Raw genomic sequence first — 21,511 nt, forward strand, 5'->3', positions numbered from 1 at the left:
CGATCGGGAACATCCCGCCGGCGGAAGCAGAGGCAAACTTCTACGCCGCTCTGGAAACTGAAGACATGGCCGCGTAACTAACCCAAATCAGCCTCCGGCAAACCCGGCGCGGTTCATTGCGCCTAAAGAAATCAACACTGCAACAAACAAGTTGCACGCCAACATCCCTATGAGGAAGACGAAGTCTCTTCCGAATACCAGCGCTTCCCTGAAGGGCCCGAAGGCCCCTCAGATGTGTTTGCGGCGAAGGCGCCTCGGACCACCTAAAACTCTTCATCGACGTCTGCATAAAGCCGCTCCTCACGAAGCCTCTTGGCTTTCTCGAAGTCATCGTCGACTTCACGATCCCTTAGGACGCCCTGAGCTCGCAGTTTGCTTAGACGCCTTGAGACGGTCGCCTTGTTCATTCCGAGCCTTTCAGCGATTTCCGTCTGGTTGACGAACTCAAGGCTCTTCAAGGCTGCGTAGACCGGGTCGTCCCTCGGCTCATCAGGCTCACTGTCGGAGACCTCCCAGCCATGCGCCCCAAGCGTCCATCTGCGTGTTTCCAAGCGACGGTCGCCCATGCCACGGAACTTGGTGAATACTGTTTGGAAACAGGCCTCCCCAGGTGCTGCCACCTTTGGACGTTGAAGCCCCAAGATGACCTCAAAGGTGGTCGCCAAGGCCGTTGACCCTCGCATATCCCTCCCATTCTTGTTGGCATGGTGAACCAAGATCGTTGCAATTCCGGCTCGCTTCATTTGGAGGAAGAAGTCCTGCACCCGCTTGAATTCAGAGGATGCGTTTTCATCCTGAAGGGCGTCCGACAAGGTGGTGAAGTTGTCGAGGATGATTAGCTCAACGTTTTTGGCCTTAGCGCGCCTCAAAAGGTCCTTCTGTGTCTCTTCCTCGGTGATGTCGTAGAATTCAGTTCCAACTTCTTGGGCTTGTCTCGCGATGATCTGGAGGTTCCTAAGGGCGATTGTCGGCTCGGGAACGTCTACGGCCCCATTGTTCATAAGCAGTTCGATCCGATCTCGGATATCCTGTTGGTTCATCTCTCCGTCGATGTAGAGGACCTTGCGAGCCTTGGGTGCTTTCCAGTCGGCTACAGACCCACCCCCAGAGACGGCCAGCGCCAAGCTGAGGCATAGGAGCGTCTTACCGACGCCCGAGGGTGCCCAAATGACTGCAGTCTCTTCTGTGCGGAGCCAAGGCTCAATAACGGGTTCTCTCGGTCGGAAGTTCTCCGCAAGTAAGGTTTCGGCGGTATAGGTTTTCAGTTGCGACAAGCCTTTGGTCGCCATTCGCATTTCTCCTTTCTGAATGGGTGGATTTCAGACACGCCGAAAAACGCCTCTCCCCAAGGGAAGAAACGCTCCAGACTGGCATCAGCTAGCAGATTGCGGCGTGTCTAGTTGGAGGCTGCTAGCCTCCTAGTAAGGTCGTTTGGCGCACAAACTTGCTCAGAAACCTTGCTGACTGTCGCGCAAGTGGCCTAACCCGCCGTCACGGGCTCGCTTGTGTTTCGGTGCTTTAAACGAATCCAACTCAGCCAGCTAAGGCGACTGGCGCTAGGCAACGCGACCAATGGCGGTATCATCCGAGCCTCGTTCCGGTGGCCTGACGATCTTCAGCAGATACCGCTGCATGACCTCCAGGCTGTAGCCTTGACCATAGCTCTCGCCCACGCCTTCGTTCTCCCAGCCCCCGATCCGATTGGCCAGATCTTGTGGCGTCGTTACATTCCGGAGCCGGTCTCTCATGGTGTGACGGAAGCTATGCAAGCCTTGCCCTTCTCTCGCGAGACCATTTCCCTTGAGCCAAGCGTTCAGAGCAGATGACGCAGAATTGGCGTTGAATTGCTTATCAGCCTGCTTCGGTTGAAACACCGGAAAAAGCGCCTGACCCTCTGTCTGCATTGCGCGCTGGGCAGCCCAAAGAGCCGCTCCAACCAGGGGCACCCTTCGCTCGGAGCTCTTTGTCTTCAGCCCACGATACGCATTCGGGCGAATGTAGATGTGCGGTATCGAGGCATCGAGGAAGACGTCCTGCTTTGCGAGGCCAGCGATCTCTGCAAGACGAGCGCCAGTGTCTGAGAGCATGGCTATCGCCCAGCGCCGCTGATCATCCGTCTCCCTGCACTTCGCCTGGATCGCGTCCAGTTCAGCCATGCTGTAGGGCTGCCGGGGCTTCCTAGGGGACTCATCTCGGTTTGGAATCACGACACCTTCAAAGGGATTATTCATCGAGATTTCAAACTCTTGGATTCCAGTCTTGATGACCGGTCGGACTTGCGACAAGTAACGTTTCACCGTTTCCGGACCAACTCCGCTCGCAACCAGACGCCGAACGAACTCATTGGCGTGCGACCTGTTGAGGCAGTCGAGGGTGATATCTCCGGTGATGTCCATGAGCAGTGACCAAGCTCGGTCGAATTGCTGCTGCCCAACCTTGTTCTTAGGACCCTTGCCTAACGCGAAATGCTCTTCTTTCGCCTCGGAAAGCGTGCGTGGAACCTTTTCTCCGTAGAGAATATCCAGCGTTAGTTGTTCTTGCGGTGTCAGTTTCGGGCGAGGTTCGTAAGCCTCATGACTCGGCAGATAGTAATCCAAGAAGTGGTCAATGGTCGGGTCGTCCGGATGACGCTTTGCGTAACCAGGCCCGAGGCCATTTGCTTCGAGAGTGGCCAACGCAACGAGCGGGTTAGCTACCGCCCCATTTCGCTCTCTGTAGGCCCTCCATAGCGCATCTAGTCGCCGTGTATGCGATTCAGCCTGGCGACATGCTTCGACCTTGTCAGAGGTCTTCAAGCTGAAGAATAGCTGCGCCTTGGGCTTCCCAGAGTCTGGGTCCTTGTGCAGCTTTCGCACGTCTTTGGGCACACGCCGCCGATAGTAGTAGGTGTTGTCTTTGAGTTGGACGTGTTTGCACATGAGCCGGATAGACCCCGTTTCAAACAGGACAATCATCGCTGTGTAACCTCTTGTGTTACCTGCGACAGTGCCTCTAGAAACCTTAACCCATTGATAAGAATTAACTTATCGGTTGTTAAGTGGCGGAGAGGAAGGGATTCGAACCCTCGAGACGGTTCCCCGCCTACACACTTTCCAGGCGTGCGCCTTCGACCACTCGGCCACCTCTCCGCCGGCGGGTTTAGCCGTAAATCCGGGCAGGATGCAAGAGCCGATCCCGATAAATGGTCACGAAGCACATAACCCCCTGTTTCGCGCCCCGCCACCGCTTGCGCCCCCGGCAGCGCCCCCCTAGCATGGGTCCTGAAAACGCCGGCAAGCAAGCCCGGCGCTGGGGAATGGCTCGGGACGAGATGCAAATGAAGGACCAACCCGATGAGGGCATGCCCGCCCTGATCGACACGCGCCGCCACGCGCCGCGCCAGCTGACCAATGTGCTGCTGGGAATCATCGCCTTCGCGCTTGTGCTATTCCTGATGGTTCAGGCGAAATTCATCCTGATTTCGCTCGCCATCGCGATCATCCTCTTCTCGCTGACCTCCGAGGCGATCAACGCGGTCGGGCGGTTGCGCATCGGTCCGCTTCGGATCCCGCCGCGCGTGGCCTCGCTGGTGGCGCTGGCGCTGATCGCAGGGGGGCTGCTGACGCTGACCGCGGTGCTGATCAGCCAGGTCAACACCGTGGTCACGATGATCCTCAACTATGCCGGCCCCGCGCAGAAGGCGATCGCGCAGCTCTTCGGCTGGATGGGCCCCGAGGTCGAACAATCCGTGCTCGCCTCGATGCAGAAGATCCAGGTCGCGGGCTATCTCACGACGCTGGCGGGACAGGCATCGAACCTGCTCTCGGCGGCGATCCTGATCATCCTCTTCGTGGGCTTTCTCTTCGCCGAGCGAATCTGGTTCGACGCGAAACTGCTCAGCCTGATGGGCGATCCCGACCGCGCCGAGAAGATCTCGCGCATGGTGGGCTCGATCATGCGCCGGGTGAACCATTACCTGCTTGTGAAAGCCATCGTGAGCGCCGTGACCGCCGTCGCCGTCTACGGCGTCTTCACCTATGGCGGGTTCGACCTCGCCGTCCCCGTCGCGATCATCACCTTCGCGCTCAACTTCATCCCCTCGATCGGCTCGATCATCGCCACGATCATCGCCGCGCTCGCGGTCTATGTGCTCACCCAGAACCCCTATTCGGCGGGCTCGGTGCTGGTGGCGATCGGGTTGCTGCAATTCATCATCGGCAATGTCATCGACCCGATGCTGATGGGCCATGCGCTGCGGCTCTCGAGCTTCGGCATCATCATCTCGCTGGCCTTCTGGGGCGCGGTCTGGGGGCTGCCGGGGATGTTTCTCGCGGTGCCGATCATGGTGGCGCTGATGATCATCTGTGCCCAGAGCCCGAGACTGCGTCCGCTCGCGGTGCTTCTGTCGCGCGAAGGCCTGCCAGACACCGAGCACTGACGCCCGATGCGAAGGGGGCGCCGCCCGCCTCGCCCGCGGCGATTCCCCCGGGATATTTCAGACAGTTGGAAGGGGCGGCCCGCGCCGCCTCTTCTTTGCGACCTTCTTCTTGACAAAAATATCTCCGGGTGAGGGCCGAAGGCCCGAGGGGCAGCGCCCCTGCGCCCCGCTCTCAGCCCTTCGTGGCCGCGAGGAAAGCGCGGATCCGGTCGGGATCCTTCACGCCCGGCGCGCTTTCGACGCCCGAAGAGACATCGACCTGCCGGGCCCCTGTTAGGCGGATCGCCTCGCCCACATTTGCAGGCGTGAGCCCGCCCGCGAGCATCCAGGGTTTCTCCCAGCTCCGGCCCGCGATCAGCCGCCAGTCGAAGGCAAGCCCGTTGCCGCCCGGAAGCACCGCGCCCTTGGGCGCTTTCGCATCGAGCAGGATCTGATCGGCAACGGCCTCGTACTCTGCGATCTTCGGCAGATCGGCGGCCTCGGCGACCCCCACCGCCTTCATCACCGGCAGCCCGAAGCGGCGACGGATCTCGACCACGCGCTCGGGGCTCTCGGAGCCATGGAGCTGCAGCATGTCGAGCGGCACCGAGTCACAGATCGCAGCGAGTTCCGCATCGCTCGCATTGACCGTGAGCGCCACCTTGGCGACGCCGGGAGGAACCTCGATCGCGAGATCGCGCGCGGCGGCGATCTCGAGATGGCGCGGCGATTTCGGGAAGAAGACGAAGCCGAGATAACGCGCCCCGGCCTCGACCGCGGCGGCGACATCCGTGGCGGTGCGCAGCCCGCAGATCTTCACGCGCACCGGCCCCGGCACGCCCCTGTCGATGGCGACGGTGGTCATCTCAGCGCGCGGGGTGCTCGATCAGGGCGAGGACATCGTCCTCCGGGCCCTTGGTCTCGTGGCGCAGGGTCTTGACCTCGGCCTCGAGCATCGAGGCCTTGCGGGTCGCGCGCACCGCCGTGCGGCGCAGCTTGGCCTCGCGCAGCCATTCCCAGACGAAGCCGATCAGCAGCCCGAGGATCACGCCGCCAAGGATCACGAGGAAGAGCGGCACCTGCACCGCCCAGCTCATCCCGAGAAACTGCCCCGCCTCGGCCGGCAGGACACGCAAGGTGACGATATCGCGATTGGCCAGCGCCAACCCGATCAGGATCAGGGCCAGAAGCCCAAGAAACAGCAGCCGCAGGGCGCGTATCATTTGCTCTTATTCCTCATTCCCGTTCAGCCGGTCACGCAACAGCTTGCCGGTCTTGAAGAAGGGGACATGTTTTTCCTCAACCTCGACCGCATCGCCGGTGCGCGGGTTGCGGCCCGTGCGCGCGTCGCGCTTCTTCACCGAGAAGGCTCCGAAGCCACGCAGCTCGACGCGGTCACCGCTGGCGAGCGCCTCGGTGATCTCGTCGAAGATCGTATTCACGATCTTCTCGACGTCCCGCTGAAACAGATGCGGGTTTTCCTCGGAAATCTTGGCGATCAACTCAGAGCGGATCATCTGTCTTCCCCCCACGGGCCATTTTCCGGGTTCTTCCCGGATTTTCACGCGTATCTTTCTATGACTATAGGAGCATTCCCGCGATGGCGGAACAGGAAAGACCCGGAAATTCCACGTGAAAACGTGCCCCTAGCGTCCTCTCGGCTAAATTTTGCGCCTTCGCATTTGCAGAAAATGCGGCGCGGCACCGATCCGGGCGCGCGCGATGCGAATCGGGCAAAGCAAAAGGCCCCGCCGGTCTGGCGGGGCCTTCGCATGAGCCTTGCGGCCCGATCTCTTAGTTGTCGCCCTTGAGCGCAGCGCCCAGGATGTCGCCGAGCGAGGCACCCGAGTCGGACGAGCCGTACTGTTCCACGGCTTCCTTCTCTTCGGCGATCTCGCGCGCCTTGATCGACACGCCGAGCTTGCGGGTCTTGCTGTCGACATTGGTCACGCGGACATCGACGTGGTCACCGACCTGGAAGCGCTCGGGGCGCTGGTCGGCACGATCACGGGCCAGATCCGAGCGGCGGATGAACGACTTCATGCCGTTGTATTCCACTTCGATCCCGCCATCCTCGATCGCGGTGACGGTCACGGTGATGACCGAGCCACGCTTCACGCCGTCAACGGCATCCGAGAAGGTGTCGGCGTCGAGCGCCTTGATCGAGAGCGAGATACGCTCCTTGTCGGTATCGACCTCGGTGACGGCCGCCTTGACCATATCGCCCTTGCGGTACGACTGGATGGCATCCTCACCGCGCTGATCCCAGCTGAGATCCGACAGGTGCACCATGCCGTCGATGTCGTTGTCGAGGCCGATGAACAGACCGAATTCGGTGATGTTCTTGACTTCGCCTTCGATGACGGTGCCGACCGGGTGGGTTTCCGCGAAGACTTCCCACGGGTTGCGCATGGTCTGCTTGAGACCCAGCGACACGCGGCGCTTGGCCGGATCGATCTCGAGGACCATGACGTCCACTTCCTGCGAGGTCGAGACGATCTTGCCGGGGTGCACGTTCTTCTTGGTCCAGGACATTTCCGAGACGTGGACGAGACCTTCGACACCCGGCTCCAGCTCGACGAACGCGCCGTAGTCGGTGATGTTGGTCACGCGGCCGGTGTGGACCGAACCCAGCGGGAACTTCGATTCCACCGAATCCCACGGATCCGACTGGAGCTGCTTCATGCCCAGCGAGATGCGGTGGGTGTCCTTGTTGATCTTCACGACCTGGACCTTCACGGTCTCGCCGATCGAGAGGATCTCGGACGGGTGGTTCACGCGGCGCCACGCCATGTCGGTGACGTGCAGCAGACCGTCGACACCGCCGAGGTCAACGAACGCACCGTATTCGGTGATGTTCTTGACGACGCCCTCGACAACCTGACCTTCGGAGAGGTTGGCGATGACTTCGGCGCGCTGTTCGGCGCGGCTCTCTTCGAGGATCGCGCGGCGCGAGACAACGATGTTGCCACGACGACGGTCCATCTTGAGGATCTGGAAGGGCTGCTTGAGACCCATGAGCGGGCCAGCGTCGCGCACGGGGCGCACATCGACCTGCGAGCCCGGAAGGAACGCGACAGCGCCGCCGAGATCGACGGTGAAGCCACCCTTGACGCGGCCGAAGATGGCGCCTTCGACGCGCTCTTCCTTGGCGTAAGCGGCTTCGAGGCGATCCCAGGCCTCTTCGCGACGAGCCTTCTCGCGCGAGATCACGGCCTCGCCACGGGCGTTTTCAACGCGGTCGAGATAGACTTCCACCTCGTCGCCCACTGCGATCGAGGGGGCCTCGCCCGGGTTGGCGAATTCTTTGAGTTCGACGCGGCCTTCCATCTTGTAGCCGACATCGATGATGGCCTGGCCCGCCTCGATGGCGATGACCTTGCCTTTGACAACCGAACCCTCCTGGGGGGTGTCGATCTCGAGGCTCTCATTGAGAAGAGCTTCGAATTCTTCCATGCTTGCAGTTTGCGACATGCGTTTACAGTTTCCTTTACAGCGTTGGTTTTCTGGCCATGCGGTTGGCTCCGCCGGTCTTTCGTTGAAAAGCCCGAAATGCAAAAATGCGAGCGCCGGGCAGACCCGACCCTCTCGGACCGCGCCGATATAGGCGCGATTTTCCAATACAGCAAGCGTTTATTGCCCCGAGCGAGGGGCTTTCGCACCGGCCTTCAGGGGCCGCGCGCGCGGGCTCAGCCCTCGACCGGGCCCGCCAGCGCCTTTTCGAGATCGCCAATCATCCAGTCCGACAACGGCTTGGCGGTCGCCGGGTAGGTCGCGATCACCTTCCCGTCACGCCCGAGCAACACCTTGTTGAAGTTCCAGCTCGGCTCGAACCCCTTCGCCTCGCGCAGCCAGCTGTAGAAGGGATGCGCCCCCTGCCCCTTGACCGAGGTGAGCTGCGCCATCGGCAGCTCCGCGCCGAAGGTCAGCGCGCAGTAGCGTTTCGCCTCCTCGGCGCTCGACAGTTCCTGCTTGAAATCGTTCGAGGGCACGGTGAGGACCACCAGCCCCTGCGGCCCGTAGCGTTCGGCCAGCGTCTGAAGCTCGGTGAATTGCGGGGCAAAGCCGCATTTCGACGCGGTGTTGACCACCAGCACCACCTTGCCCCGGTAATCCGCGAGGCTCACCCGCTCACCTTCGACAAGATCGAAATGCAGATCTCCCGGCGCGGGCGTCTCGGCGCGCAGCGGCAGGGCGAACATCGCGACAGTCAAAATTGTTGCGAGAATACGGAAGGTCATGGAAATCATCCTCGAATGCGTCCTGCACCTATAACGCAGAACCGGCGATTTTGTTCACTCCCTTGTGAACATATATCCCAAATACCGCAATTACTCAATCGCAGATCCGGCTCACCTTGCGATATTTCGGGACCTTCGCCTCGGGAATCTCATAGGGATCACGCGGACTTACACCGGGCATCGGCGCATCGGGCTCCACGCTCACGCTTTCGGGATCGAGCGCGAGGCGCTGACAGATTCCCAGCGAGCGCTCCGCGATCTGGTCAAGATTGCGCAGGTCCAGAAGATGTCCGCCCTTGCGCGCATAGCCCGTCACCCCGAAAGCAAGCGGCGGATCGAGCCGCAGCCGCTGCGTAGTCTCCCCGAACAGCTCGCCCGGCCCCTGCCAGTCCTTGGGCTCACCGATCGCGAATTGCAGCTCGAACTGTCCCGGCGGCACCAGCAGACGGAAGAACTCGCCCCCGCGCGCATAGGCGCCGATCACATCCGTCCCGGTCGCAACGTCGCGCAGAACAAGGTAAAAGTCGCGCCCCGGCGCGGTCTTGATCTGCAAGGGCATGGTGCGCGGCAGCTCGCTTGCCGACCAGAGCAGCCCGTGGGGCCGGGTCTCGGCGCGCAAAGGCTCAGCCAGAAGCAGAAAAATCAGGACAAGACGGATCATCGTCCGAATATAGGAAGCCGCGAGTGCCCTGACCAGTCAGCCGAGCTTTTGGGAGACCGCCTCGCAAGCGCGCGCAACCGCCTCCTCGATGCTCAGATCGGAGGTGTCGAGCACAAGCGCATCCTCGGCCGGTCTCAACGGTGCATCGGCGCGGTTCATATCGCGGTCGTCACGCTCGCGTACCTGCGCCAGAACCTGCGCCTCCTCGCCGCCAACCTCCAGCCAGCGGCGATGCGCGCGCACTTCGGGCGAGGCGGTGACGAACAGCTTCACCTCCGCCCCCGGGCAGATCACCGTGCCGATATCGCGACCGTCGAGCACCGCGCCCCCCTCGCGCCGGGCAAACTCGCGCTGGAAATCGACCAATGCGGCGCGCACGTCCGGGATCACCGCGACGATCGAGGCCGCCTGCCCTGCCTCCAACGTGCGCAGATCGTCGCGCGCCAGATCCTCCGGGCAAAGCCCTTTCGCCGCCTCGACCGGATCAAGCCCCCCGGCCTGCGCCTTCACCCCTACCGCACGATAAAGCGCGCCGGTGTCGAGATGGGCAAAGCCGAACCGTTCCGCCACAGCCCGGCTGATCGTCCCCTTGCCCGCAGCTGCGGGACCGTCGATGGCGACCGTGAAACGCATGACTGGTCCTTTCCTCTCGTGGCAGGCGCCGGACGCTCCGCGGGGGATATTTTCAGGCAGTTGGAAAGGCAGGTCTATGCCCCTACCCCAACAGTTTCAAATATCCCCGCCGAAGGCTTCCTCCCTCTCAACTCCCCCGAACGATCTCGGCGCCGAGACCGGCCATCAGATCCTCGAAGACCGGGAAAGAGGTGGCAATGGGCGAACCGTCATCGACCGAGACGGGCTGTTGCGCGGCCATGCCGAGCACCATGAAGCTCATCGCGATGCGGTGGTCGAGATGGGTCGCCGCCGTGCCGCCGCCGGGCACGCCCTCGGGGCCGCAGCCATGCACGATCAGCGTGTCCTCGTCTTCCTCGATCTTTACGCCATTTGCCTCCAGCCCGCGCGCCATCGCGTCGATCCGGTCGCTTTCCTTGACGCGCAGCTCATGCACGCCCGGCATCCGGGTGACGCCGTCTGCGAAGGCCGCGACGACCGAGAGAACTGGATATTCGTCGATCTGGGCCGAGGCGCGCTCGGCCGGCACGTCGATCCCGTGCAGCTTCGAGTACCGCACGCGCAGATCCGCGACCGGCTCACCGCCCTCTTCGCGCTCGTTCTCGAAGGTGATGTCGGCGCCCATTTCCTTGAGCGTGATGAAGAGCCCGTTGCGGGTCGGGTTCTGGCTGACACCCGGCACCACGATTTCCGAGCCGGGCACGATCAGCGCCGCACAGACCGGGAAAGCGGCCGAGCTGGGATCGCGCGGCACGGCGACCTCTTGCGCAACCAGTTCCGGTTGGCCCTGCAGGGTGATGACATGGCCCTCATCGGTGATCTCGGTGGTGATCTCGGCCCCGAACCCGCGCAACATCCGCTCGGTATGATCGCGGGTCGCGGTTGTCTCGATCACGACCGTCTGGCCCGGCGCGTTCAGCCCCGCCAGCAGCACCGCCGATTTCACCTGCGCCGAGGCCATCGGCGTCGTATAGCGTACCGGCACGGGCGTCTTCGCCCCAACGATGGTCATCGGCAGCCGCCCACCGTGGCGCCCATAGGCCTGTGCCCCAAAGAGCGCGATGGGATCGGTCACCCGGCCCATCGGGCGTTTGCGCAAGGACCCGTCCCCGGTGAAGGTCGCGGTGATCGGCGAGGTCGCCATCGCCCCCATGATCAGCCGCACGCCGGTGCCCGAATTACCGCAATCGATGATGTTTTCCGGCTCGGCGAAGCCACCCACTCCCACACCATGAACCGACCATTCACCCGGCCCGTGCTGCGTGACCTCAGCCCCGAAGGCGCGCATGGCCTTGGCCGTATCCAACACGTCCTCGCCCTCGAGCAGACCGGTGATCTTCGTCTCGCCCACCGAGAGCGCGCCGAGGATCAGCGCGCGGTGGCTGATCGACTTGTCGCCGGGAACCTCTGCCGTGCCCTTGAGGGGCCCGCATTTGCGCGAGGTCATCTTGATCGGGGTGCCGTGGCCGGACATGTCGCCTCCCAAATTTCGTCGCGCCCCTGTTAGCGCGATCTCGCGGGCGGCGGAAGGGCTCAGATCCGCCGATAGGTCAGGTAATGCGGCTTGCGGCCCTCGCGCAGCGCCTTTTGCTCGTAGCGGGTCGAGAGCCAGTCGGCCCAGGGGGTGTCCCAATCGCCCGAGACATTCTGCGGATCGTCGAAATCGAACGCGGCGGGCACCTCGAAGAGCGGCTCGAAGCCTGCTTTGGGCACCTCCTCGACGGTCTGGCGCACGTAATCGGGAATGTCGGTCGCCACGCGAAACTCCGCGCCGGGCTTGAGCGCGCGATGCAGCGGTTCGAGATGTTCTTGCGTGACGAAGCGCCGGCGGTGGTGCTTCGATTTCGGCCAGGGATCGGGATAAAGGAGAAACGCCTTCGAGATCGAGCCTTCGGGCAGCACGTCCATCAGGTCGCGCGCATCTCCCGGATGCACCGCGACATTCGTAATCTTCTCACGGCGCAGCTTGCCCAGCAGCATCGCGACCCCGTTGATGAAAGGCTCGCAGCCAATGATCTCGACGCCCGGATAGGTCTTGGCCATATGCGCCAGATGCTCGCCCCCGCCGAAGCCGACCTCGAGCCAGACCGGTTTGCCCTTGAACCGCGCCGCCATATCCAGCGGCACCCGGTCGGGGTTCACATCCCAGCCGACCGCCCCGGGCGACAGCCGCGGCAGATCCTCGCGCAGATAATCCTTCTGCGCCTTGTTCAGCGTCTTGCCGTGGCGACGTCCATAGAAGTTGCGCCAGGGGGAGCCGTTCGGGGCGGTATCGTCAAAATCGTCCATGGGCCGCGCCTCTAGCTGCGCACGTCGGAAAACTCAAGCCTTCTGGATGAGGAAGAGCCCGAGGCACATGCAACCGATGCCCGCCCCGCGCATCAGGGTGATCGGGCGGATCATCGCACCGAAGAGCCCGAACTGGTCGATCATGGCAGCCGAGATCATCTGCCCCAGCAACACGAAGAACACCGCATTGCCGACCCCGAATTTCGGCGCGACGAAGGTGATCGAGATGACATAGAAAGCCACCAGAAGCCCGGCGAGGAACAGATACCACGGCTGTCCCGGCAAACGTGCGATGGCAGACGGCCCGGTCGTGACCATCATCGCCGCGACTGCGCCCCCGAGCGCCACGCAAAACAGCACCACCGCCGCCACCGCGGGCGAGCCGATCCGCGCGCCGAGCTGCGCATTGAGAGCCGCCAGAAGCGGGATGCCGATCCCGGCGGCAAGCATGATCGCGGCGTAGCGCAGGGCGTCGGGCATGGGTCTCTCCTCCGGTTTGCGGCGGAGAGTGGCGCGGAAGTCCCGCCGCCTCAAGCCCTCTTGCCTCGGAACCCCTTCTTCTTGATCGAAATATCTCGGGGGGCTCGCAGCGCGAGCGGGGGCAGCGCCCCCTCGACCTTTCCGCCTCTCAGCCCCGTCCGCGATAGGGCGGCACGCCCTGATCGGGGATCCACAGATCTTCGGGCTGCGGGCCGGTCTGCCAGAACACATCGATCGGGATGCCGCCGCGCGGATACCAATAGGCGCCGATGCGCAGCCATTCCGGATCGAGCAGATCGCGCAGACGCTGCCCGATCATCACCGAGCAATCCTCGTGAAACGCCCCGTGATTGCGGAACGACCCGAGGAACAGTTTCAACGATTTGCTCTCCACCAGCCAGTCGCGCGGCACATAGTCGATCATGATATGCGCGAAATCGGGCTGGCCGGTCAGCGGGCAGAGCGAAGTGAACTCGGGCGCGGTGAAGCGCACGAGGTAGCGCTCGCCCGCGCGCGGCTGCGGCACGCGCTCCAGCACCGCCTCTTCGGGCGACTGCGGCAGATCGGTCGCCTGCCCCAGCTGGGTCAGACCGGAGGTATCGGTGCTCACGAGACGGCCTTCTTCAGCGCTTCGGTCAGGTCGGTCTTCTCCCAGGAGAACCCACCGTCCGCCTCTGGCGCGCGGCCAAAATGACCATAGGCCGCGGTGCGCGCATAGATCGGCTTGCACAGATCGAGCGTGTCGCGGATGCCCTTGGGCGTGAGGTCCATCACCTCGCCCACGGCCTTCTCGATGATCTCGTCGGGCACTTCGCCGGTGCCGAACGTGTCGGCATAGATCGAGAGCGGTTTCGCCACGCCGATCGCGTAGGACACCTGGATCACGCATTTCTTCGCCAGACCCGCAGCGACCACGTTCTTCGCCAGATAGCGCGCGGCATAAGCGGCCGAGCGGTCCACCTTGGTCGGGTCCTTGCCCGAGAATGCGCCGCCACCATGCGGAGCCGCGCCGCCGTAAGTGTCCACGATGATCTTGCGCCCCGTCAGGCCCGCATCGCCATCGGGCCCGCCGATGACAAAGGTCCCGGTCGGGTTCACCCACCATTCGGTTTCCGGCGTGATCCAGCCCTCGGGAAGGGTCTCGCGGATATAGGGCTCGACGATGGCACGGATATCGTCCGAGGTCTGGCGCTCATGAGCGTGCTGCGTGGACAGGACGATCTGCGTCACACCCACCGGGCGTCCGTTCTCGTAGCGCACCGAGAGCTGCGATTTCGCGTCCGGGCGCAGTTCGGGCTCGGCGCCCGATTTGCGCGCCTCGGCCAGACGGCGCAGGATCGCATGGGCATAGTGGATCGGCGCGGGCATCAGCTCGGGCGTCTCGTCGGTCGCATAACCGAACATGATCCCCTGATCGCCGGCCCCGTCCTTGTCCACGCCCTGGCTGATATGAGCCGATTGCGGGTGCAGGAAATTCGCGACCTTCAGCGTCGCCCAGTGGAACTCGTCCTGCTCATAGCCGATATCCTTGACGCAATCGCGCACGATCTTGTCGATGCCTTCGAGATATTCGGCGAGCTTGGTCTTGTCCGACAGTCCCACCTCGCCGCCGACGACGACCTGATTGGTGGTGGCGAAAGTCTCGCATGCGACACGCGCATTGGGCTCTTCGGCCAGAAAAGCATCGAGGACGGCATCCGAGATCCGGTCACAGACCTTGTCGGGATGCCCCTCCGAAACGGATTCGGAGGTGAAAACGTAATTCGCGCGTGCCATGGGGAGTGCTCCATTGTTGATATCCCCTCCCCGTCAGGAAGCCGTTGGGGAGGTTCGCGCAATAGCTAGGCCCGCGCAGGGCGGCGGTCAACGGCAATACGCGCAAAGATTGAAAGAAGGCCCAAAAGCGCGGCAATAAGTCCGACAATGGGGGCATCGCCAAGCGTGGAATAGAGCGTCGGCGGCAGGCTCGGCGGCAGCGCGACATCCAGCTTGCCCGTCACGCCCATCCCGAGGCTCGCCACGATCCGTCCCTTCGCGTCGATCATCGCGCTCACCCCGGTATTGGCGTCGCGCGCCAGCGGCAGCCCCTGCTCGATCGCGCGCAACCGGGCCTGCGCGAGATGCTGATAGGGCCCGGACAGCGTGCCGAACCAGGCGTCATTGGTGACCTGCAAGATCCAGTCGGGGCGCTGCGTGAAGCCGCGCAGGTCCTGCGGGAAGATCGCCTCGTAGCAGATGAGCGGCGCGACATGGCCGAGCTTGCCGAGATTGAGGAGCTTCTCCCCCGGCCCCGCCGAATAGCCATTGCCCACCTGCGCGGCAAAGGCGGTGATCCCGAACTGCGCCAGCGCATCGCCAAAGGGCATGTATTCGCCAAACGGCACCAGATGCGACTTGTCGTACAGCGCCTCGACCTGCGCCTGAGGCCCGATCAGCGCGAGCGAGTTGAAATAACGGCTGCCCTGCGCGCGCTGGATCCCCATCGCGAGCGGCACGCCGCCCGCAGCCTCGGCCGACATCTCAAGCCCGCCTTGCGGACGCTCGAGCAGGAACGGCACGGCGGTCTCGGGCCAGACGATCAGGTCGGGCTTGGGTGCGCCGGGCGCCGTCGGCGCCTTGGTCAGATCGAGAAGCCTCTGGAAGAACTCCATCCGGTATTGCGGCAGCCATTTGAGATCCTGCGGCGCGTTGGGCTGCACGAGGCGCAGCGTGATCGGTTCGGCGCGCGGTTCGACCGGCGCGTTGAGCCGCGCAACCCCACCCAGCCAGAGCGCCACGAGCCCAACAAGCGCCGAGCCCACCACCCCGAGCGCCGGCCCCATCCGCATCCCCCGCGTCAAAGCGGGCGCGGCCGCGATCAGCATCGTGATCAGGCTCAGCCCCAGCGGACCGATGAAAGCCGCGGCCTGCGCGACGGGCGTGCCGATCCAGATATGCCCGACCAGAACCCAGGGAAATCCGGTAAAGACGTAAGAACGCAGCGCATCCGAGGCCGCCATGCCAAGGGCGATCCCAAGCGCGCGGCTGCGCGGCCCCTGCCCCGCATAGGCGCCAAGCCCGAAGCCCACCGCCCAGAACACCCCCATCCCCGCCGCCATCAGCACCAGAGCAAAGGGCGCCATCCAGCCGTAGATATCGGCCTCGACCATGAAGGGCTCGACGATCCAGAACATCGCGGCCAGCGCATAACCGAAGCCTGCGGCAAACCCGATCCAGATCATCGAGGCGCGCCAGCGTTCCGAGGTCGCGATCCAGATCGACCCGGCAAGCCCGGGCAACGCGAGCCACCACAGCCCCAGCGGGGCCTGACCGGCGGCAAAAAGCGCGCCAAGCCCCGCCGCCAGCAGCAAGACCTGCCAGCGCGGGCGCAACGGAGCGCGAAATCCCTCTCGGATCACCTCGATCATGGGGGCGTCATAGCCCGCTCATTCGGCCGGCGCCACACCCGGCAGACGCACGCGCAGACGTTTGATCCGGCGCGGATCGGCATCGACGACCTCGTATTCGACGCCATTCTCCGCCACCACGACCTCGCCGCGCGCGGGCACCCGTCCGAGCTGCATGAAGACAAGCCCGCCCATCGAGTCGATCTCGTCCTCGGCTTCCTCATCGGCCAGCCGCATCCCGATCTCGCCCTCGAACTCGCGCAACGGGGCGCGGGCTTGCACGATCCACTGACCGGGCTTTTCCTCGCGCCAATAGGCGTCATCGGCCTCGTCATGCTCGTCCTCGATCTCGCCGATCACCTGCTCGATCAGGTCTTCAAGCGTGAGCAAACCGTCGACGCCACCATATTCGTCGATCACCAGCGCCATGTGGATGCGCTGGACCTGCATCTTCTGCAACAGGACCCCGATCGGCATCGAGGGCGGCACGTAAAGGAGCGGACGGATCAGCTTGCGCAGCGAGAACCGCCCGTTGCCCGAGCCGAACCCGTATTCGAGCGCGAGATCCTTCAGGTGAACAAGGCCCAGCGGCGTGTCGAGCGTTTCCTTGAAGACCGGCAGGCGCGAATATCCGTGCTCGCGGAATTTCTCCACCAGCTCGTCGCGCGAGATCGTGACGGGCACGGCCTCGATCTCGACCTTTGGGATGGCCACATCCCCCACGCGCATCCGGCGCAGGTTCCCAAGCCCGAGTGGCACCGGAGCCGGTGCGGGGGGCAATTCGATGCATTCTTCCTCATCCGGCGCGCTGCGCCCTCCGAAGAAGCGGCTGAGCAACCCGCGCGAAGCGGGTTCCGAAGACTGTCCGGGTTCGGCGTTGTCCGAACTCTCGGCATTGGCGGAGGACACTCCGTCAGCAACCTGTCCCATTGTTCCTTTCCAAAAGCGACGTCTGGACGCCCATCCTTACATATATGGGTTACGAATTCCTACGCTTTCAAGCAGGCGGATTTCGATTTGTTCCATCGCTTCGGCATCTTTGTCGCGAATATGGTCATATCCCAACAGGTGCAGCGTGGCATGGATCAGCAGATGCAGCACATGATCGGCCAGCGCCTTGCCCTGTTGCTCGGCCTCGCGCGCGCAGGTCTCGAAGGCGATCGCGAGGTCGCCTAGTTCGATCTCGCCGAAGACATCGGGCGCGGGCGGCTCCGGATCGGCACCCTCTTCCTGCGCCCCGCGCTCCTCGGCGGGCCAGCTCAGGACATTGGTGGGTTTGGGTTTTTCACGATACTCGGCATTGAGCTCGGCAATGCGCGCATCGTCGCAGGCCAGAACCGAGATCCGGCACAGCGCCGGGTCGATCCCGCGATCCTCCAACACCAGCCGCGCCGCGCGCTCGGCCAGCGCTGCAAGCCCCACCGCTTCCCAGCGCGGATCCTCGATCTCGATCTCAATTTCCATTCGCGGCTCCGATCGGCACATCGGCCAGTTGCTTGCCCGCCTTGTCAAAGACCAGAACCGCGCCCTGATCTGTCACCACGACGACATAACTGCGCGCGAATGTCACAGCCTCGGCCCGCGCGCCGTCGGGCAATGTGATCGCCGCGGGAAGCTCGGGAAGCGGGCTCGGCGTTTTCAGGCGGATGACAAGCAGCGCCACAATCGCTACAAGCCCCGCAATCATCACGCCGGCCAGAACCGTCACCAGAAGCTTGAGAAAGCGCAAATCGGGTGGCAGCGTGGCAGGCAACTCGTCTTCAGGCAGGTCGGACATGGACAAGGATATCCTCAGCGTCGAGATCGGACCCGGCATGGGTCCCCGCCTTGATAAGGCCTTGGCGGCGGCTGTGCCAGAGGAAGCGTCCCTCTCGCGCTCGCGTCTGGCCAAGCTGATCGCGGAAGGCTCGGTGATGCATGATGGCGCACCGGTGACCGACCAGAAAGCGAAAGTGGCCGAGGGCGAGATCTACCAGATCGCGCTGGAGCCGCCGAAACCGGTCGAGACCGTGGCGCAGGACATCCCCCTCGAAGTGCTCTGGGAGGATGACGACCTGATCGTCGTGAACAAGCCCGCGGGCATGGTCACCCATCCCGCGCCGGGCTCGCCCGAGGGCACGCTGGTCAATGCGCTGTTGCACCATTTCGGCGGCAATCTCTCCGGCATCGGCGGCGAGGCGCGCCCAGGCATCGTGCACCGGATCGACAAGGAGACCTCGGGTCTTCTGGTCGTGGCGAAATCCGACCGCGCCCATCACGGGCTTGCCGCGCAGTTCGAGGAACACTCGGTGCATCGCCACTACCTCGCGATCTGCCATGGCGTGCCCGATCAGGCCGACCCGCGCCTGCGCGGGCTCAATGGGGTGAGCTTCGAGACCGGGGGGGTGCTGAAGATCGTCACCCAGCTCGCACGCCACAAGACCGACCGGCAGAAACAGGCCGTCGTCGCCCATGGCGGGCGCCATGCCGTGACCCGCGCCCGCGTGGTCGAAGAGTTCAAGGGCACCGCCGCGCTCATCGATTGCTGGCTCGAGACCGGGCGCACGCACCAGATCCGCGTGCACATGGCCTATGCGGGCCACGGGCTGATCGGCGATCCGACCTATGGCGGCAAGCGCAAGATCTCGGAAAAAGCGGTGGGGGCGCAGGTCGCGCAAGCGGTGCGCGATTTCCCGCGTCAGGCGCTCCATGCGGCGACGCTCGGCTTCATCCATCCGGTGACGGGCGAGGAGCTGTCCTTCACCGCCCCCCTCCCCGACGACATGGAAGCGCTGCTGTCACAGCTGCGCGGGGCGCCGTGACGGTCTGGTGGTGGGAATTCGTCACGCTGCTGGTCCATTTCGGCAGCCAGATCCTGGCTGTCCTGCGGGTACTCACACGCCCTGACAAGCCGCCCGCCGTGCGCGCCAGCTGGACGATCCTGATCCTCTCGGTGCCCTTTGTCGGCGTGCTCCTCTACCTGCTGATCGGCGAGACCCGCCTCAACCAGCGCATCGCCAAGCGCCAGCGCGCCACCGTCGCCGCCCTCCCCCCGCCCAAGTCCTCGAGCGCACCCGCGCTTACCTCCGTCACTCCCGGCTATCGCCCCGCATTCGCGCGCGCCGCCGCCGTCAATGGCTTCGCGCCCAGCTCCGGCGACGCAATCCGCTTCCTGTCCGAGCCCGAGGACCAGATCGCGACCCTCCTCTCCGATATCGAGACCGCGCGCGAGACCGTCCACCTGACCACCTATATCTGGCTCGTCGATGGCACCGGGATCGCGCTGGCAGAGGCGATGACGCGCGCGGCCGAACGGGGCGTGAGCGTGCGCATTCTGGTCGACGGGCTCGGCGCGCGCGGCTTCATCAAATCCCCGCATTGGCGCGCGATGAAACAGGCCGGCGTCAAGACGGGCATCGCCTTTTCCTTCCACTGGCCGCTTTTCAAGCTCGCCACGATGCGCATCGACCTGCGCAATCACCGCAAGCTCGCGGTGATCGACGGGCGCGTGGCCTATACCGGCTCGCGCAACGTGGCCGACCCGGAATTCCGCATCAAGGCGCGCTTTGCGCCCTGGGTGGATGTGCTCTTGCGCCTCGAAGGGCCGCTGGCCGGCCAGCATCAGCATATCTTCGCGACCGATTGGATCACCCATACCCGCGAGGATATCGCGGCCCTCGTGCCCTCGGAGGCCGCCGCCCCGCGCCCCGGCAACAGCACCGCCGTCGCCTTCGCCACGGGGCCGATGCTCGACATACGCGGCGTGCCCGACGTGTTTCTCTCGGTGATCGGGGCCGCGCAGGAAAGCCTTACCCTCTCCACCCCCTATTTCGTGCCGGGCGAAGAGATCGCCTCCGCCCTGCGCGCCGCGGTCCGGCGCGGGGTCAGCGTGCGGGTGATCGTGCCCCGGCGCAACGACTCGCGCTTTGTCGCCCACGCCGCGCGCAGCTTCTTTCCCGCCCTGATCGAGGCAGGCGTCGAGATCCACGAACATGCCCCGGGGCTTCTTCACGCCAAGACTCTTCTGGCCGATCGGCGCGTCGCGATCATCGGCTCGGCCAATCTCGACCGGCGCAGCTTCGAGCTCAATTACGAGAATTGCCTGCTCGTCGAGGATGCCGATCTGGGCGAGCGCCTGGCCGCGCGTCAGGCGCAGTGGATCGCCGGTGCACGCCGCCTCTCGCCCGAACAGATCAAGGCCTGGCCGTTGCGCTGGAAGATCACCAACAACCTGATGTCGATCCTCGCGCCCGTCCTCTAGCCCCCGCGCCGTGCAAAAATCACGCGAGCGTCATTCATTTTTCGCGACGGAAATCCGCATACCGCACGTTAAGCTCATGATGCGACACCTGGGCGCAGGCCGTTGAGGTGAACCGGGAACGCGCTTTATGCGTTACCTTGAAGAACAACGGACTGACACCCATATCGAGCAGCCGCCATAGGGAGACATGGGAGAAAATGACGAGCTATACCAACCTTCCGGCCCCGAGCCCTGAACAGGGGCTCAATCGTTACCTGCAAGAGATCCGGAAGTTTCCGCTTCTGGAGCCCGAGCAGGAATACATGCTGGCCAAGCGTTGGGCAGAAGATCAGGATACCGACGCCGCCCACCAGCTCGTGACCAGCCACCTGCGCCTCGCCGCGAAAATCGCGATGGGCTATCGCGGCTACGGCCTGCCGCAGGCCGAGGTGATCTCGGAGGCGAATGTCGGCCTGATGCAGGCCGTGAAGCGCTTCGATCCGGAGAAAGGCTTCCGCCTCGCGACCTATGCGATGTGGTGGATCCGCGCCGCGATCCAGGAATATATCCTGCGCTCGTGGAGCCTTGTGAAACTCGGCACGACCTCGGCGCAAAAGAAGCTGTTCTTCAACCTGCGCAAGGCGAAATCGAAGATCGGCGCCTATGAGGACGGCGACATGCGGCCCGAGAACGTGGCCCAGATCGCGAAGGATCTCAACGTCACCGAGGAAGAGGTGATCTCGATGAACCGGCGCCTGTCGGGTTCGGACGCCTCGCTCAACGCCCAGGTCGGCGCGGGCGACGAGGGCACCGCGCAATGGCAGGACTGGCTTGAGGACGAGGATGCCGACCAGGCCGAGGCCTATGCCGAAAGCGAAGAGCTGCAGGCCCGTCGCGAGATGCTGATGCAGGCGATGGACGTGCTCAACGATCGCGAGAAGGACATCCTGATGCAGCGCCGCCTGCGCGATGATCCGGTCACGCTCGAAGAGCTGTCGGGCCAATATGAGGTCAGCCGAGAGCGCATCCGCCAGATCGAGGTGCGCGCCTTCGAGAAACTGCAAAAACGCATGACAGAGCTCGCCCGCGAAAAGGGCATGCAGATCCCTGCGTAACCGTTTGTGAGTAACGAGTATGCGCCGCTCCCGAAGGGGGGCGGCGTTTTTCTTTGACGCTCCATCGAGGCGCGTCGGTCACTCCCTTCGG

The 21,511-nt window shown here is 63.9% G+C and carries 22 protein-coding genes, 1 tRNA gene and 1 riboswitch; of the genes, 4 read left to right on the top strand and 19 right to left on the bottom strand.

Annotated features, from left to right (window positions below; translation table 11 throughout):
- Window positions 1-263: 263 nt before the first annotated feature.
- From BMI90_RS08410 to BMI90_RS08420, 3 genes are all read right to left on the bottom strand, one after another.
- Window positions 264-1,289 carry an AAA family ATPase gene (locus tag BMI90_RS08410; RefSeq protein WP_168172746.1) on the bottom strand — a complete coding sequence of 342 codons (1,026 nt, stop codon included), beginning with the start codon at window positions 1,287-1,289 and terminating at the stop codon, window positions 264-266.
- A gap of 267 nt (window positions 1,290-1,556) precedes the next feature.
- Window positions 1,557-2,954, bottom strand: coding sequence for a DUF6538 domain-containing protein (locus BMI90_RS08415; RefSeq protein ID WP_078528188.1), 1,398 nt, complete (start codon window positions 2,952-2,954; stop codon window positions 1,557-1,559).
- Between the two features lie 84 nt (window positions 2,955-3,038).
- A tRNA-Ser gene (locus BMI90_RS08420) sits at window positions 3,039-3,128 on the bottom strand.
- A gap of 188 nt (window positions 3,129-3,316) precedes the next feature.
- Here BMI90_RS08420 and BMI90_RS08425 point away from each other — a divergent pair.
- A complete protein-coding gene (locus tag BMI90_RS08425) occupies window positions 3,317-4,417 on the top strand; it encodes an AI-2E family transporter (protein WP_210401933.1) in 1,101 nt (366 codons plus the stop codon).
- A 172-nt stretch (window positions 4,418-4,589) separates the two neighbouring features.
- Here the strand turns inward: BMI90_RS08425 and BMI90_RS08430 are convergent, their stop codons facing one another.
- The 16 genes from BMI90_RS08430 to BMI90_RS08505 all read right to left on the bottom strand — a co-directional run bounded on the left by BMI90_RS08430 (window position 4,590) and on the right by BMI90_RS08505 (window position 17,863).
- Entirely contained in the window at window positions 4,590-5,261 is a 672-nt protein-coding gene (locus BMI90_RS08430; RefSeq protein ID WP_078528194.1) for a phosphoribosylanthranilate isomerase, read from the bottom strand.
- A 1-nt stretch (window position 5,262) separates the two neighbouring features.
- On the bottom strand, window positions 5,263-5,619 hold the full coding sequence (locus BMI90_RS08435; RefSeq protein ID WP_245794935.1) for a LapA family protein: 357 nt from the start codon (window positions 5,617-5,619) through the stop codon (window positions 5,263-5,265).
- Window positions 5,620-5,625: 6 nt separating this feature from the next.
- Window positions 5,626-5,913, bottom strand: a complete 288-nt coding sequence (gene ihfB, locus BMI90_RS08440) for an integration host factor subunit beta (protein ID WP_038072940.1) — start codon at window positions 5,911-5,913, stop codon at window positions 5,626-5,628.
- A 277-nt stretch (window positions 5,914-6,190) separates the two neighbouring features.
- Complete coding sequence (gene rpsA, locus BMI90_RS08445) at window positions 6,191-7,870, bottom strand: 30S ribosomal protein S1 (RefSeq protein WP_078528198.1); 1,680 nt, start codon at window positions 7,868-7,870, stop codon at window positions 6,191-6,193.
- A 215-nt stretch (window positions 7,871-8,085) separates the two neighbouring features.
- Window positions 8,086-8,637: a glutathione peroxidase gene (locus tag BMI90_RS08450; RefSeq protein WP_078528201.1), complete on the bottom strand. Its 552-nt coding sequence runs from the start codon at window positions 8,635-8,637 to the stop codon at window positions 8,086-8,088.
- A gap of 94 nt (window positions 8,638-8,731) precedes the next feature.
- A complete protein-coding gene (locus tag BMI90_RS08455; RefSeq protein WP_078528204.1) occupies window positions 8,732-9,298 on the bottom strand; it encodes a hypothetical protein in 567 nt (188 codons plus the stop codon).
- Between the two features lie 36 nt (window positions 9,299-9,334).
- Entirely contained in the window at window positions 9,335-9,931 is a 597-nt protein-coding gene (locus tag BMI90_RS08460; protein WP_078528207.1) for a d(CMP) kinase, read from the bottom strand.
- A gap of 127 nt (window positions 9,932-10,058) precedes the next feature.
- Window positions 10,059-11,405: a 3-phosphoshikimate 1-carboxyvinyltransferase gene (gene aroA / locus BMI90_RS08465; protein ID WP_078528210.1), complete on the bottom strand. Its 1,347-nt coding sequence runs from the start codon at window positions 11,403-11,405 to the stop codon at window positions 10,059-10,061.
- A 59-nt stretch (window positions 11,406-11,464) separates the two neighbouring features.
- The gene (locus BMI90_RS08470) at window positions 11,465-12,220 is read right to left on the bottom strand and encodes a tRNA (guanine(46)-N(7))-methyltransferase TrmB (RefSeq protein WP_078528213.1); all 756 of its coding nucleotides are present in this window, start codon (window positions 12,218-12,220) and stop codon (window positions 11,465-11,467) included.
- Between the two features lie 33 nt (window positions 12,221-12,253).
- Window positions 12,254-12,700 (bottom strand): DMT family transporter, encoded by a 447-nt coding sequence (locus tag BMI90_RS08475; RefSeq protein WP_078528218.1) that lies wholly within the window; start codon window positions 12,698-12,700, stop codon window positions 12,254-12,256.
- Window positions 12,701-12,848: 148 nt separating this feature from the next.
- Entirely contained in the window at window positions 12,849-13,310 is a 462-nt protein-coding gene (gene queF / locus BMI90_RS08480) for a preQ(1) synthase (RefSeq protein ID WP_078528221.1), read from the bottom strand.
- The gene (gene metK, locus BMI90_RS08485) at window positions 13,307-14,476 is read right to left on the bottom strand and encodes a methionine adenosyltransferase (RefSeq protein ID WP_078528224.1); all 1,170 of its coding nucleotides are present in this window, start codon (window positions 14,474-14,476) and stop codon (window positions 13,307-13,309) included. The genes queF and metK overlap by 4 nt, the downstream gene beginning before the upstream one ends.
- 6 nt (window positions 14,477-14,482) lie before the next feature.
- Window positions 14,483-14,532, bottom strand: a riboswitch (SAM-SAH riboswitch).
- Between the two features lie 9 nt (window positions 14,533-14,541).
- Window positions 14,542-16,107 carry an apolipoprotein N-acyltransferase gene (gene lnt / locus BMI90_RS08490; RefSeq protein ID WP_078528228.1) on the bottom strand — a complete coding sequence of 522 codons (1,566 nt, stop codon included), beginning with the start codon at window positions 16,105-16,107 and terminating at the stop codon, window positions 14,542-14,544.
- A gap of 18 nt (window positions 16,108-16,125) precedes the next feature.
- Window positions 16,126-17,016: a hemolysin family protein gene (locus BMI90_RS08495; protein WP_078528231.1), complete on the bottom strand. Its 891-nt coding sequence runs from the start codon at window positions 17,014-17,016 to the stop codon at window positions 16,126-16,128.
- 36 nt (window positions 17,017-17,052) lie between these two features.
- Window positions 17,053-17,550, bottom strand: a complete 498-nt coding sequence (gene ybeY / locus BMI90_RS08500; RefSeq protein WP_078528234.1) for an rRNA maturation RNase YbeY — start codon at window positions 17,548-17,550, stop codon at window positions 17,053-17,055.
- Window positions 17,540-17,863, bottom strand: coding sequence for a DUF6476 family protein (locus tag BMI90_RS08505; protein WP_078528237.1), 324 nt, complete (start codon window positions 17,861-17,863; stop codon window positions 17,540-17,542). Before BMI90_RS08505 ends, ybeY begins: the two co-directional genes overlap by 11 nt.
- Here BMI90_RS08505 and BMI90_RS08510 point away from each other — a divergent pair.
- The 3 genes from BMI90_RS08510 (at window position 17,862) to rpoH (ending at window position 21,420) form a co-directional block, all read left to right on the top strand.
- On the top strand, window positions 17,862-18,887 hold the full coding sequence (locus tag BMI90_RS08510; RefSeq protein WP_078528240.1) for an RluA family pseudouridine synthase: 1,026 nt from the start codon (window positions 17,862-17,864) through the stop codon (window positions 18,885-18,887). The two genes, BMI90_RS08505 and BMI90_RS08510, sit on opposite strands and share 2 nt — an antisense overlap.
- Window positions 18,884-20,326: a cardiolipin synthase gene (cls, locus tag BMI90_RS08515; protein WP_078528243.1), complete on the top strand. Its 1,443-nt coding sequence runs from the start codon at window positions 18,884-18,886 to the stop codon at window positions 20,324-20,326. The genes BMI90_RS08510 and cls overlap by 4 nt, the downstream gene beginning before the upstream one ends.
- Window positions 20,327-20,523: 197 nt before the next feature.
- Window positions 20,524-21,420 carry an RNA polymerase sigma factor RpoH gene (gene rpoH, locus BMI90_RS08520; RefSeq protein WP_078528246.1) on the top strand — a complete coding sequence of 299 codons (897 nt, stop codon included), beginning with the start codon at window positions 20,524-20,526 and terminating at the stop codon, window positions 21,418-21,420.
- Window positions 21,421-21,511 lie beyond the last annotated feature (91 nt).

This window comes from Thioclava sp. L04-15 (genome assembly GCF_002020275.1).
Classification (GTDB): domain Bacteria; phylum Pseudomonadota; class Alphaproteobacteria; order Rhodobacterales; family Rhodobacteraceae; genus Thioclava; species Thioclava marina.

Excerpts from the sequence above, each read along its gene's own strand:
- BMI90_RS08410 (WP_168172746.1), bottom strand. The coding sequence starts at position 1,289 with ATGGCGACCAAAGGCTTGTCGCAACTGAAAACCTATACCGCCGAAACC.
- BMI90_RS08415 (WP_078528188.1), bottom strand. The coding sequence starts at position 2,954 with ATGATTGTCCTGTTTGAAACGGGGTCTATCCGGCTCATGTGCAAACAC.
- BMI90_RS08425 (WP_210401933.1), top strand. The coding sequence starts at position 3,317 with ATGAAGGACCAACCCGATGAGGGCATGCCCGCCCTGATCGACACGCGC.
- BMI90_RS08430 (WP_078528194.1), bottom strand. The coding sequence starts at position 5,261 with ATGACCACCGTCGCCATCGACAGGGGCGTGCCGGGGCCGGTGCGCGTG.
- BMI90_RS08435 (WP_245794935.1), bottom strand. The coding sequence starts at position 5,619 with ATGATACGCGCCCTGCGGCTGCTGTTTCTTGGGCTTCTGGCCCTGATC.
- ihfB (WP_038072940.1), bottom strand. The coding sequence starts at position 5,913 with ATGATCCGCTCTGAGTTGATCGCCAAGATTTCCGAGGAAAACCCGCAT.
- rpsA (WP_078528198.1), bottom strand. The coding sequence starts at position 7,870 with ATGTCGCAAACTGCAAGCATGGAAGAATTCGAAGCTCTTCTCAATGAG.
- BMI90_RS08450 (WP_078528201.1), bottom strand. The coding sequence starts at position 8,637 with ATGACCTTCCGTATTCTCGCAACAATTTTGACTGTCGCGATGTTCGCC.
- BMI90_RS08455 (WP_078528204.1), bottom strand. The coding sequence starts at position 9,298 with ATGATCCGTCTTGTCCTGATTTTTCTGCTTCTGGCTGAGCCTTTGCGC.
- BMI90_RS08460 (WP_078528207.1), bottom strand. The coding sequence starts at position 9,931 with ATGCGTTTCACGGTCGCCATCGACGGTCCCGCAGCTGCGGGCAAGGGG.
- aroA (WP_078528210.1), bottom strand. The coding sequence starts at position 11,405 with ATGTCCGGCCACGGCACCCCGATCAAGATGACCTCGCGCAAATGCGGG.
- BMI90_RS08470 (WP_078528213.1), bottom strand. The coding sequence starts at position 12,220 with ATGGACGATTTTGACGATACCGCCCCGAACGGCTCCCCCTGGCGCAAC.
- BMI90_RS08475 (WP_078528218.1), bottom strand. The coding sequence starts at position 12,700 with ATGCCCGACGCCCTGCGCTACGCCGCGATCATGCTTGCCGCCGGGATC.
- metK (WP_078528224.1), bottom strand. The coding sequence starts at position 14,476 with ATGGCACGCGCGAATTACGTTTTCACCTCCGAATCCGTTTCGGAGGGG.
- lnt (WP_078528228.1), bottom strand. The coding sequence starts at position 16,107 with ATGATCGAGGTGATCCGAGAGGGATTTCGCGCTCCGTTGCGCCCGCGC.
- BMI90_RS08495 (WP_078528231.1), bottom strand. The coding sequence starts at position 17,016 with ATGGGACAGGTTGCTGACGGAGTGTCCTCCGCCAATGCCGAGAGTTCG.
- ybeY (WP_078528234.1), bottom strand. The coding sequence starts at position 17,550 with ATGGAAATTGAGATCGAGATCGAGGATCCGCGCTGGGAAGCGGTGGGG.
- BMI90_RS08510 (WP_078528240.1), top strand. The coding sequence starts at position 17,862 with ATGGACAAGGATATCCTCAGCGTCGAGATCGGACCCGGCATGGGTCCC.
- BMI90_RS08505 (WP_078528237.1), bottom strand. The coding sequence starts at position 17,863 with ATGTCCGACCTGCCTGAAGACGAGTTGCCTGCCACGCTGCCACCCGAT.
- rpoH (WP_078528246.1), top strand. The coding sequence starts at position 20,524 with ATGACGAGCTATACCAACCTTCCGGCCCCGAGCCCTGAACAGGGGCTC.